Origin of the sequence: Egbenema bharatensis FJBBOT/2019 (assembly GCF_048077055.1) — a bacterium.
Taxonomy (GTDB): domain Bacteria; phylum Cyanobacteriota; class Cyanobacteriia; order Elainellales; family Elainellaceae; genus Egbenema; species Egbenema bharatensis.
The window spans coordinates 429,891-441,961 of record NZ_CP182236.1 but is presented as its reverse complement, the minus strand read 5'-3'; the positions used below and the strand labels follow the sequence as shown (position 1 = coordinate 441,961).

General features: G+C 49.0%; 11 protein-coding genes. 10 read left to right on the top strand and 1 reads right to left on the bottom strand.

The genetic code is table 11. The features are described from left to right. Positions 1-285: 285 nt before the first annotated feature. The 7 genes from ACM1PF_RS01940 to ACM1PF_RS01910 all read left to right on the top strand — a co-directional run bounded on the left by ACM1PF_RS01940 (position 286) and on the right by ACM1PF_RS01910 (position 7,785). Positions 286-1,497, top strand: coding sequence for a two-component system sensor histidine kinase NtrB (locus tag ACM1PF_RS01940; RefSeq protein ID WP_416671906.1), 1,212 nt, complete (start codon positions 286-288; stop codon positions 1,495-1,497). Between the two features lie 168 nt (positions 1,498-1,665). Further along, entirely contained in the window at positions 1,666-3,600 is a 1,935-nt protein-coding gene (locus ACM1PF_RS01935) for an ATP-binding cassette domain-containing protein (protein ID WP_416671904.1), read from the top strand. Between the two features lie 197 nt (positions 3,601-3,797). Continuing rightward, positions 3,798-4,337: a hypothetical protein gene (locus ACM1PF_RS01930; protein ID WP_416671902.1), complete on the top strand. Its 540-nt coding sequence runs from the start codon at positions 3,798-3,800 to the stop codon at positions 4,335-4,337. Beyond that, a complete protein-coding gene (locus ACM1PF_RS01925) occupies positions 4,322-5,209 on the top strand; it encodes a TonB-dependent siderophore receptor (protein WP_416676538.1) in 888 nt (295 codons plus the stop codon). Before ACM1PF_RS01930 ends, ACM1PF_RS01925 begins: the two co-directional genes overlap by 16 nt. Beyond that, the gene (locus tag ACM1PF_RS01920; RefSeq protein ID WP_416669750.1) at positions 5,197-6,366 is read left to right on the top strand and encodes an IS630 family transposase; all 1,170 of its coding nucleotides are present in this window, start codon (positions 5,197-5,199) and stop codon (positions 6,364-6,366) included. The genes ACM1PF_RS01925 and ACM1PF_RS01920 overlap by 13 nt, the downstream gene beginning before the upstream one ends. Before the next feature lie 57 nt (positions 6,367-6,423). Further along, the gene (locus ACM1PF_RS01915; RefSeq protein ID WP_416671901.1) at positions 6,424-6,750 is read left to right on the top strand and encodes a TonB-dependent receptor domain-containing protein; all 327 of its coding nucleotides are present in this window, start codon (positions 6,424-6,426) and stop codon (positions 6,748-6,750) included. Between the two features lie 36 nt (positions 6,751-6,786). Then, positions 6,787-7,785, top strand: a complete 999-nt coding sequence (locus tag ACM1PF_RS01910) for an iron-siderophore ABC transporter substrate-binding protein (protein WP_416671899.1) — start codon at positions 6,787-6,789, stop codon at positions 7,783-7,785. Between the two features lie 118 nt (positions 7,786-7,903). Here the strand turns inward: ACM1PF_RS01910 and ACM1PF_RS01905 are convergent, their stop codons facing one another. Then, positions 7,904-8,776, bottom strand: coding sequence for an Rpn family recombination-promoting nuclease/putative transposase (locus ACM1PF_RS01905; protein WP_416671897.1), 873 nt, complete (start codon positions 8,774-8,776; stop codon positions 7,904-7,906). 96 nt (positions 8,777-8,872) lie between these two features. On the opposite strand from ACM1PF_RS01905, the gene ACM1PF_RS01900 reads away from it, so the two are divergent. The 3 genes from ACM1PF_RS01900 to ACM1PF_RS01890 all read left to right on the top strand — a co-directional run bounded on the left by ACM1PF_RS01900 (position 8,873) and on the right by ACM1PF_RS01890 (position 12,071). Then, positions 8,873-10,156 carry an MFS transporter gene (locus ACM1PF_RS01900; RefSeq protein WP_416671895.1) on the top strand — a complete coding sequence of 428 codons (1,284 nt, stop codon included), beginning with the start codon at positions 8,873-8,875 and terminating at the stop codon, positions 10,154-10,156. A gap of 155 nt (positions 10,157-10,311) precedes the next feature. Beyond that, a complete protein-coding gene (locus ACM1PF_RS01895) occupies positions 10,312-10,755 on the top strand; it encodes a DUF29 domain-containing protein (protein WP_416676537.1) in 444 nt (147 codons plus the stop codon). Between the two features lie 254 nt (positions 10,756-11,009). Then, positions 11,010-12,071 carry a helix-turn-helix transcriptional regulator gene (locus tag ACM1PF_RS01890; RefSeq protein ID WP_416671894.1) on the top strand — a complete coding sequence of 354 codons (1,062 nt, stop codon included), beginning with the start codon at positions 11,010-11,012 and terminating at the stop codon, positions 12,069-12,071.

The following is a 12,071-nucleotide window of genomic DNA, read 5'->3' as shown; positions in this document are numbered from 1 at the left end:
CAAGATTCCGTTAATCTTGTAAAAAGTCACTATTTCCATACAAATCCCCAACTCTTTTAGGATTTCTTAATGTATTATCACCATTGCAGTTCCCTCTCCCGCCGTAAATCAAGCACTGCACCCCATCAGAGGGCGATCGCCAAGGTTAAGAAATAACTGATGAAACGTCAGATCAGGGCTAGACTCTGGCAAAATTGACGCAGCAAGCCTTAAGGAGTTGGTTTTCCCAGGAGCTGTGTTGTGTCTCTCTCCGCCTCTTACTCTACATCCCAACCGTCAGACCAGATGCTGAAGACACTTTTGGCTACGTTGATTGAGGCAAATCAGCAGTTGACTCGTCAGCTACAGCAGCGGACGGAGGAACTAGAGCAAACTCAGACTCATCTACAGGCAGAAATTCGCCGCCATGAAGAGACGGAAACTGTCCTGAAAACCCGTGAAGCTCAACTGCGTCAAATTTTTGAATACTCGAACGATGCCATTTTTGTCCTTGACCCAGAGGGCGATCGCATTCTAGAAGCCAATCAGCGAGCTGTTCAGCACCTCCAATATTCCCGTGAAGAACTGCTATCCTCCGTGCGGATTTCAATGGTTCATCCCCATGAACTGGATAAGATGATTGCGTTCAGCCAGTCGGTATTGGAGCAGGGACACGGTTGGACAAATGAGTTGGCTTGCCGTACCAAGCAGGGAACACTGGTTCCGGGTGAAGTGTCTGCTTCAGTGATTGAATACGATGGGCGCAGATGCGTTTTAGCTCTGGTACGAGATATTACGGAACGCAAACAGGCAGAACAAGCCCAGGCCCGTCTGGCTGAAATCGGTGAACTGGCAGCCATGATCGTCCATGAAGTGCGCAATCCCTTAACGACCGTGTTAATGGGCCTCAATTCTTTCCAAAAGTTGGAACTTCCCAACTCTGCCCAACAGCGGCTTGAGTTGGCCCTGGAAGAAGCTGAACGCCTGAAACGGTTACTCAATGAAATTCTGCTGTATGCCCGTCCCCAAACCCTGCAAACCACTCGCATCGAACTCAATCATCTCAGTCAAGCCTTGTTAACTTCCCTGCAAGAACTGCCCGTTGCCCAATCGCGCCCAATCACATTTTTGTCGTCGCTTTCCTCCGTTTGGGTATTGGGCGATCCAGACAAACTAAAGCAGGTTTTCGTGAACCTACTCCGCAATGCCTGTGAGGCGATCGAGTCTGGAGATACCGTGACCTGGCGTATTCAGCCGGGAATGATGCCCTGTCAGGTGCAAATTAGCGTTCAGAATTATGGCAACCTGATTCCACCGGAGTTAATCAATCAGATCGGAACTCCTTTTTTCACCACCAAACCTTCCGGCAATGGTTTAGGACTGGCAATTGTGAAGCAAATTGTTCAGGCCCATCGAGGTGAATTATTCATCACTTCCGATCCCGATCAGGGAACGATCGTCAGTATTCAGCTTCCAACACTGGAAAATGTCGAAAATGTTTCCTCACCTCAGATATAAGCATTACAGCTCGCCTACCGCTGGATCTGGCAATCCCAGGCTGAGGCTCGGAAATCAGGCTAAAAAATTCCGTCTAGGGTGCAAAAAAATCCCGCCAGGAGCCAAAATAGGAATTCATTGCTGCATGATTTGCTGTAAGCTCTTTTGCAGGTTGTTGCAGTTCTGGTCATGACCTCATCTCAGCGAGTCCCCGTTTGGAACCACCTTTGGCAACTGATTCTTTACGCGCCTAAATTGTACCTGTTGGATAGTCTTCTCTGGCTGTTCATTATGGGGCTACCTGCCGTTCCAGGTCTGATTATCCGTGAATTCTTCGATCGACTAGTGGAGAATGGAACAGAGAATGATGGCTCATTGCGATCGCCCCTCATTTTGGTTGCCTGGCTCCTTGGGGTGGGACTGGCTCGGATCATTGTTATTTTTACAGGGCGAATCACGAAAACTCAGCATCGGTTTACAATCAGTTCGCTGGTGCAGCGAAATTTACTGAATCAGCTACTACAAAAGCCTGGTGCAGAACCATTGATGATTAACGATCGATCGATATCTCCTGGAGAAGTCATCAGCTTTTTCCGTGAAGATGCCGCTCAGATTGAGGATAACGTTGTCGGCACCAATGAAATTTTGGGGGCAGGTGTATTTGCATTAGCTTCGCTTGTAATTCTGTTTAGCGTTCAGGCGCGGCTCACTGTACTGGTCTTTTTACCGCTGGTGGCGATCGCTGTGATTGTGCGCTACGCAGAAACCCACATTAAACGCTATCGCTTTGCCAGCCGTCAGTCCACACAGCAGGTCACTGGGCTCATTGGAGAATTGTTTGGCTCGGTGCAGGCGATTCAGGTTGCCGGAGTAGAAACGTCGGTACTGCATCACTTTCATCAATTAAATGAACAACGTCGCCAACGCATGGTGCAGGATCAGGTGTTCACGTCCGGCATTCAATCGGTGTTGGAAAATTTAGTCAATCTGGGAACAGGACTCATTCTGTTACTGGCAGCCCTATTGAATTCCACGGGCGATCGCATCATCAGTGTGGGAGATTTTGCCCTGTTTGTATATTATCTGGCGTTTGTCACAGATTTTTTATGGTTTATGGGTGGATTCCTGACCCTCACTAAACAAACGGAAGTAGCCTTTGAGCGGATAGATATACTGGTGAAGGGGCGAACTAATTCCACGGTAAGAAACGATACCAATCAGAATTTCATCAAGAATACAAAAAAGAATGGCAATCAGAATACCAGGAAAACTGAGGCGATTGTCACCCATGCCCCGTTATATTTGCCTGATATTCGTTTCCTCACGGTTCAAGAACGGATGCCTAAACTACCTGCTGTAGGGCAACCATTGCAAGATCACACCACGCCACTTCAAGAGCTAAAAGCTATCCATCTGACGTACTATTACCCTGGGAGCGATCGAGGTATTACTGATGTGAGTTTGACGCTCAAGCGCAGTCATTTGACCGTCATTACAGGTCGCGTGGGTTCGGGAAAAACGACCTTATTGCGAGTGCTGCTGGGTCTATTGCCAATGCAGGCTGGGGAATTGTACTGGAATCATCAGCGCATTCTTCAACCCGATCAATTTTTGATTCCCCCTCGAAGTGCTTACACGCCCCAAGTTCCACAACTTTTCAGTAATACGCTTCAGGAAAACCTGCTGTTAGGATTGCAGCGGAGCGAACAGGAACTCGAACAAGCGATCGATCTTTCTGTTCTGGAACAAGATATTGCTCAAATGCCAGATGGATTACATACTCTGATCGGCTCGAAGGGAATGCGGCTTTCGGGTGGACAACAGCAGCGTACCGCAGCGGCCCGCATGTTGGTAAGACAACCCGAACTCCTGGTTTTCGATGATCTTTCCAGTGCGCTTGATCTGGAGACAGAACAAAAACTCTGGTCACGCCTCTTTGCCCTCAAAAGCTCCACTTCGCCCTTCTCTGCCTCCAATTCCTACATGCCAACTTACCTTGTTGTTTCCCACCGTCTTCCTGTCCTGCGCCGAGCGGATCACCTGATTGTCCTCAACGAGGGCAGAATTGAGGCTGAGGGAACGTTCAGCGATTTGCATCGGCATCTCCCGGATTGGTTGGGCTAGAAAAATTGAGCCAACGGACGTTTATTGCACTTCTCAAACCCTGATTCTTTCGTTAATTATTCGTAACAATTTTTATTAAGGGATTTAGAAGTCCTATTGCGCCTGTAATAATGCTGCTGCTAAATGAGACTTAGTTTCATTAATGGTGTAATATGGCAGGATTAAAACCATCTCCATGAATCCGATGACATGCTGAAATGACCAAACTGTACGCAGAACAGGGGTTTTTTGAGTTAAGAGAGCAAAATTCAAGTCAAAGTACGGTGCTCGAACGCTGTAATGGATTCGATCGCATTGAAACCCATGAACATCCGTTGGCAAAAGAGCATTCCTGGACAATTTCTTTCCGTCCGGAGCTTTGCCTTGAGCTGATTGATGACTACTACTATGCCGATGTGAGCGAACCAAACGATCACACCGATCACAGAGCTTTGGTGTCTAAGTTTTATCTGGATGGCTTTCAACGAGTGTTAACGCCCAGTGTTCCAGGCATTCCTGAAGAGTATCTGGAACAGGCGGGTTACAACTATCTGTTTTTTCTGCCCGATATTCAGGAAACCGAACAGTTTTTTGCCCATCAACGTATGCATCTGATTCGGCTGGAAGTTGACCCCAATCTCTTCATCACCTTTGACGCAGAAAACAGCCAGTTGCCGTTACCGCTTCAGCGTTTACTGGAAGGGAAGGAAGGCGATCGCTTTCACCAGTCGATCGGGCGGATATTGGCTACGACCTGAACCATCGCCTGAATGATAGATGGTCGTTGCGTCATAGCTTTCGCTATAGCTACCTGCAAGCAGAACAGCGAGAAGCCTTTGTCCTCGACCTGCTAGATGATTTTCGGACTCTGGAGCGATTGGGAGAGCTGTTTGAAACGAATATCAACAACTACCAGGCAACCGCCTTCGTGACGGGCGAATTTGAAACCGGAGCGATCGCCCATACCCTATCCACTGGAATTGATTACGTCTTTGAAGAAAATTTCTTGAATTTCCAATCCTTTGCAGTTCAGCCCATTGACCTGTTTGATCCAGTCTACACAGGGGTTGGAGATCCTTTGCCCGGTGAGCAAGGCTCTTCTAGATTCACGAACCAGGGCTGGGGAGTTTACCTGCAAGATCAGCTCAGGGTCTGGGGCGATCGCCTGATTGTCTTGCTGGGAGGACGGGTTGATTTTGTCAATGCATCCAGTGAAGATCGGCAAGAAGCGGATTCGCGCGAGTCCCAGAGCGATACCGCCTTTAGCCCTCGGGTGGGCATTCTGTTTAAACCAGCAGAAAACATTTCCCTCTACGGCAGCTACAGTCGCTCATTTCAGCAAGTGACAGGACGCAGTGCGACCAATACACTGTTTCGTCCCTCACGAGGTACCCAATGGGAGGTGGGCGCTAAAGCCGATTGGTTAGACGGACGGCTCTCGACCACCTTGTCCTTGTTTGATTTAACGCTCTCCAATGTACTGACCACTGATTTGGATAATCCAAACTTTAGTGTCCAGACCGGAGAGCAACGCAGCCGTGGCGTTGAACTATTAGCTCAAGGGGAAATTTTGCCCAACTGGAATATCGTCGCTAGTGTGACTTCACCGAAGCTATTGTGCAATTGGTGAGAGCAGAAGTTACGCTAGGATTAACAACTTTTAATTTGCTGATTGTCCTGATGCTTCCCCCCCTATACGTGCGTCCCTTGAGTGAGACTGAGCAAACAGCCCTCGAACAGGGATTGCGATCTAAAAATGCCTTTACCCTACGCCGTTGCCAAATTCTGCTTGCCAGTGCCCGAGGAACTCAAGCCAGAGAAATTGCTGCTGCGGTCGGTTGCAGTGTTCAGACTGTTCGCAATACCATACGTGCCTTCCATCAGCAGGGATTAGCTTGTTTGCAAGCCCAATCGAGTCGCCCTAAAACGGTCAAACCCATCTTTGATCAGGACAAGCGTGCTCAGTTACATCAGTTGCTGCATGCCAATCCTCGGCACTATGGCAAATCTCGTTCCACCTGGACGTTGGACTTGCTAGCAGAGGTGGCTCATGAGCAAGGTCTCACCGAGCATCAGGTGAGCCGTACCACGATTGAGGAAGCACTCAAAGCAATGGGGATTAGCTGGCGTCGAGCTAAAGCCTGGATTGTTTCTCCCGATGAGCAGTATGAGCTAAAAAAGCGGCAACGCGACCGCTTGATCCAGATGAGTGAGCAAAACCCAGATTGGGTGGTAGGATTTCTCGACGAGGTGTGGTGGAGTCGGCTGCGTGATCCAATGATGCACAGTTGGAGTGAGGAGGGTCAGCCATTGCAGTTGGTGGAGAAGACAGCTGACAAAGCTGAAACTGAGCCGAAGGCAATTGCTTGTTATGGCATTTACTTGAGAGCAGAGGCACAAATGTTATTGCGTTTTGTCGAGCAGCGCCCGGTCAGTGAGATCACCTGTCAATTTTTAGAGTGGGTCACGGCTCAAGTGAGCGAGATGGGAAAACGAGTCATGCCGTTGGTCTGGGACAATGCGAGCTGGCATGTCTCTAAACAAGTCCAGCAATGGATTAAACAACATAATGCACAAGTCAAACAAACTGGAAAGGGAGTGCGATTGATCGTGTGTCAGTTACCAGTAAAGAGTCCCTGGTTGAATGCGATTGAACCGAAGTGGATACATGCAAAACGAGCAATTGTAGAACCGCAACAGAAATTGAGTGTACAGGAATTAAAGACCAGAGTGTGTGACTGGTTTGAATGTCCCTTGCTAGAACCCCTTGCAAAAAAGGTCTCCTGAAGTTGCACTAGCTATGCCCACACCGATGCCAGCATCACAGAGGATAATGATTTACCTGTGGGCAATCAGATTGCGAATGTGCCCCGTAATGCTGCCAGCCTGTGGACAACCTACACCATTCCCAATGGCAACTTAGCTGGATTAGGCTTTGGACTGGGGCTGTTTTATGTCGGAGAGCGAGAGGCGGATCTGGCAAACTCATTTCAAGTGCCAAGCTATGTGAGGACGGATGCGGCTCTATTTTATCGTCGAGGTAATCTCGACCTGGCGTTTAACGTTAGAAACCTGTTTGATGTGGACTACATAGACGCGGTAGACGATGCCTTGCGGGTTTACGTGGCCGATCCCCTCACATTTCAATTTTCTGTCACCTACCTTTTTTAGTTCTGCCGCTATAACTCTGTTACTCACGAGGCTGTCATGTTCAAACCATTCCAAATTCTTTGCAGGTGTATATCTCGAACCTGGTGGCGATCCTTACTTCTGGGAATTCTTGCCTGTATCTGGGTGACTGCCTGTACGGGAAGAGACTCCTTGCAGTCTTCTGCCGATCAGCCCGCATCTGGCGATTGTCGAACCATTCAGCATCAACTGGGAGAGACTTGCGTTCCGGTTGACCCTCAACGGGTGATTGCCGTAGACGAAACCACCCTGGAAGTTTTACTGGCTCTGGATGTTAAACCGATCGCATCTGGAGAACCCAATCTCGTCGGTAGTCGATCGCGTCATTTAGCTGGAAAGGCTGAGGGCATTGCCTCGCTGGGCAAGGAAGAACAGTTAAATTTGGAAAAGATGGTTGAATTAAAACCTGATTTAATTGTCGGGTTTCCCATTTTCCCGGAACAGTATCCGCTCTTTTCGCAAATTGCTCCAACGGTATCGTTTGACTACACCCATATCGGATGGAAAGATGAACTCCGACAGGTTGGAGAGTTGTTAGGCAAAACTCAAAAAGCAGAACAATTACTGACCCAATATCAAACCCGCATTGCAGAATTTCAAGCGGCAATGGGCGATCGACTCCAGCAGACCGAGGTGTCTGTTATTCGGTTTTATGCTGGGTATCAAACCTCTGAATTTCGCACAACATCTTCCTTCCCTGGCAGCGTTTTGGAAGATGCAGGGCTACCCAGACCCCCACTCCAAAATCAACCCACTCAACCGGGTGAAACCTATGTAGAGGTTGGTCTGGAGCGTTTAGATTTACTGGATGGAGATGTGATCTTTGCGGCTGTTGATCCGGGTGGGGAAGAGTCTTTAAAAAGCTTTCAGACCAGACCCCTCTGGCAAACGCTCAAAGCGGCCCAACAGGATCAGGTTTATACTGTTGATTCCGGTTACTGGATCTTCGGCAACATTCTGGCGGCAAATGCTATTCTGGATGACTTATTTAAGTACCTGGTTGAGGAAGTATCTTAAGAATAGGGGAGCGATCGCAGCGATAGTACTGCCGGTCACTGACTGGAAGGAAGATGAATTGCTCTTGCAAAGATTACCTGAAATGCTTTTGCCACAACATCTTAATCCCTGGCAGTGTTCACTCTTCTTCCGTCACTGGTTCAGAGCCTTGTTCAGCCACTTGCTGCACTGCCGCCAAGTCTAACTGTAGTTGCTCGGCAATTTGTTCCACCGTCAACCCCGCTTTCAACAACAACGGCACCGTCTCCAGCTTGCCTGCCTGGCGACCTTCCTGCAAACCTGCCTGGCGACCTTCCTGCAAACCTGCCTGGCGACCTGCTTGGCGACCTGCTTCCAGAGCGTCTCGGTAAACCCTGGTTTGCTTTAGATCATCTAATCTCAACATGGCTGCAATCTCCTCCCGACTCAACTGAGAAAACTTGTAAACCAAGATGGTCTCTATTAATTCTATGAACTTTTCCTGCATTTCAGCATCATTCACTTCCTGCCGTGTTCTTGCAACCAATTCCCTACCCTCCATAGGAGCATCCTCCTCCTGTAAACCAATGAGTCGTAATAAGCTCAGTCCTAGCGAAAGGTTCTCAGCTTCGTTGAGTTCTTCCAGGTAAATCTGTTGAAATTGGGGACTTGCTTCAAAGACCCGGTAGTGTCTTGGCAACCCTGGATCAAGCGATCGTTTAGTGAAGATGAGAACGGCATACCAATCATTTGAAGGTCGGTAATCGTGCAAATATAGAAAAATTTGGCTGAAAAAGCTGGAATACAACACATTGTTCTGGTCTCGATAACCCTGCACCTCCACAAATACGATCGGCAAATCGATCGTCTCCGTCGGTGGCACCAGAATGCCGTCAATTCGAAAGCTGGTTTGTTTGACTTCCTGGGAGGCAAAGTGATAAACCACATTTCTTGCAGGGGGTCTACCGATCAGGTCAAAAACAATGCTGGGGTCGGTCTGGAAGATTTCGTAGAAGAGGCTGTCAGTTTTCACGCTGGCATGATTGAGTCAAAAAGCTATTTCTACTTGAATGTAGCAAAAGAATGCTCGCCAGACGATCGTTGTTTACGAATCCATAATCTTTGATCTATGCGTACTTTTATCATTATCTGGCTGGGACAACTGGTGTCCACCGTCGGTAGTTACATGACTAGCTTTGCCCTGACCCTATGGGCGTGGGAAGACACCGGATCGGCAACGGCATTAGCCCTGGTGGGGTTCTTCTCGCAACTACCGCGAGTGTTCGTTACCCTCTTTTCGGGCGTAATTGTCGATCGCCTCAATCGTAAACATTTAATGATCCTGGCAGATGCGATCGCTGTTCTTTCCAGCGTGGTCATTTTAATTCTATATTCCATTCACGCATTACAAATCTGGCATCTTTATCTGATTGGAGCGATCAACAGCAGTTTTGCTCAAATTCAACAGCTTGCCTACACGACATCCCTCACATTGTTAGTTCCACCTCAGCAATATACACGGGTCAGTAGTATGGGATCGGTTCTCAACTATGGCCCTGCGATCTTTGCTCCGGCGTTGGCAGGTAGTTTGTATTCAGCGATTGGATTAGGTGGAATTTTGCTGATTGATATCCTTACCTTTTTCGCAGCATTCATCACGTTAATTTCAGTTCATATTCCTCAACCCATGCGAGAAACTATGCGGGAAGGCGATCGCCTTCGTCTCAAAACCATTCGACAAGATATTCTCTTTGGTTTTCAATACGTTTTTAAGCAGCCCCATCTGCGGATGTTGTTGCTGTTCACCAGTAGCTTTTGGATGGTGCATGATCTGGGTGAGGCAATTTACGATCCGATGATTCTGGCGCGTACCGATGGCAATGCGGCGATTCTTGCCAGTACGTCGGTTGCGGCTGGAATTGGCGGGGTGACGGGAGCAGTGATCGTCAGCATTTGGGGCGGAACCAAGCGGCGCATTCGGGGATTGCTGAATGGCATGATCGGAGCCGGAATCAGCAAAACAATGTTTGGCTTGGGACGGATTCCGGCAGTGTGGGTGACGGCTCAGGGCTTCTCCTCCCTCAACTTTCCTTTACTCGGCAGTTCGGAAGATGCCCTCTGGTTAGCGAATGTGACACCAGAGATTCAGGGACGAGTGTTTGCTGCCAGTGCCTTGATTTTGCAAGCTTGCTCTGCGATCGCCATGCTAATTGCAGGCCCGTTAGCCGATCGCGTGTTTGAACCCATGATGCAGTCCAATGGTCAGTTTGCGGCTCTCTTCAGTCCGATCGTCGGCACAGGAGCAGGAGCAGGCATCGCGTTATTATATGTCATGACCTCGAGCGGATTATTGGTTGTGGGGATTGGCGGATATCGGATTCCCCAACTGTGGGCGATGGAGAAGACAGATTGACTTTCGGTTCATGAGTTCACGGAAATCAAATCAATTCAGTGATGGGGGAGCGGACAAAATATTCATCCCCGCATTGGGTGGGCAAGATGCCCACCCTACAAGAGGGCTGCTTGCTTAAAATAGAAGAGAACCGCAGAGAACCTATGGTGTTTCCGATGCAAACCACTACACTCTATGATCAGGACTTTTATGCCTGGACTCAGCATCAGGTTGAACTGCTGCGCGCGGGTCAGTTAGGGGAACTTGATATTGAGAACCTGATTGAGGAGATCGAATCCTTGGGTCGGCAGGAGCGGCGGGAGTTGCGGAATCGATTGGGGGTGCTGTTGGGACACCTGCTCAAGTGGCACTACCAATCCGAAGCCCGATCTAAGAGTTGGGTCTACACAATTAAAGAACAGCGTCAGGAAATTCGTCGTCACCTCAAGGAAAATCCTAGCTTGAAGCCCTACTTGAGCGAAGCGATCGAGATTGGTTATGAAAAGGGGCTAAACCTGGTAGGTCAAGAAACGCCTCTCGACCCTGAGCAACTGCCCCAATCGTGCCCTTTCTCTGAGGCAGACATTTTTGAGGCACCCATCGACTGGCAACTGAAGTAGCTTCTTCCGTTTAAAGTCTTCAACCGAAAATCGGCTCATACTTGTGGGATGGCAGCAGATTTGCACAGATCTGTCCTCCTTGTGTCTGATGCTTGCTTCCCGTCAGACGCGATCGCAAGATTTCAGAACAAACCCACGTTGGAGAAGATCTTACCCTTGGGGAAAACCTTCATCGCAAAACGGAGTCCTTCCGCTTGACATCCGTCATCTTTCTTAATGAGAATAAGTGGCAGTAAAATAGTCGGGAGAGGGGGATGGCAATTTCTGCAAAAACTCATGTAAAAGGGGCAATAACCCACCGAAGGGATTCGATCGCCCTCACCTTATCTGATTTTCAGTCCCTCGCAGAGCACGCCCAACAGCAGGGGGAAATCATCCATCAACAAACGGCTTTTGAGACACAGAGCAACTTGCCCAGCATTTTAGGCAAGGGAGGCGATCGCTTCATTCACCTGCGGAATGGGTTAACCCTTCACATTCGTCAGGCAACGCTGCGACAGCCCTTAAGCTTAGAACAGCAGCATGACTCGGTCTTTCCGTTGACAGCAAAATTTTATCTATCGGGTTCCTCCAGGGTGAAAACAAAAGGGGCGGCAGAGGTGGAACCGGATTATACCGAGGCGACCGGCTGCAACTATCTCTATCACCTGCCGGATTTGACCGAAGTAGAGGAATGGCAATCCGATGAGCCGATTCAGGTGGTGATGATCTATGCACCTGCCGATTACTTTCGTTCCTTTTATTCCAATGACCCTCATTTAGCTCAACCCCTTCAGCGTTTTCTGGCAGGAGATGGGACTCGGCGATTCCACCACCCTCTCGGACAAACGACAGCCGCTATGAATCAGGTGTTACAGCAAATTTTGCAGGCTCCCTACCAGGGCTTGACACAGCAGTTATATCTGGAGAGCAAGGCCCTGGAGCTATTGGCGTTGCAGTTTTCGCAATGGACAGGAGAGCCATCCTCCAGGGAACGCTCGCGGCGATTGACCTCCATTGAACGGGAACGGCTTTATACAGCCAGAGACTTGTTAATTCGCCATACCAACACTTCACCCTCGCTAGCGACGATCGCCCAACAGGTAGGACTGAGTGAATATCGGTTGAAGCAGGGATTTCAACAGGTGTTTGGTACAACGCCCTTTGGGTATGTTCATCACCACCGGATGCAGGTTGCCCAGGAATTATTGCTGAATTCTGATCTGTCGATCGCGGGAGTGGCAGCCAGGGTCGGGTATTGCAATCCCGAAGCCTTCAGTACCGCTTTTCGGCGCAGATTTGGAATCAACCCCAAGGCGTTCCAGTTGGGAAGGTAG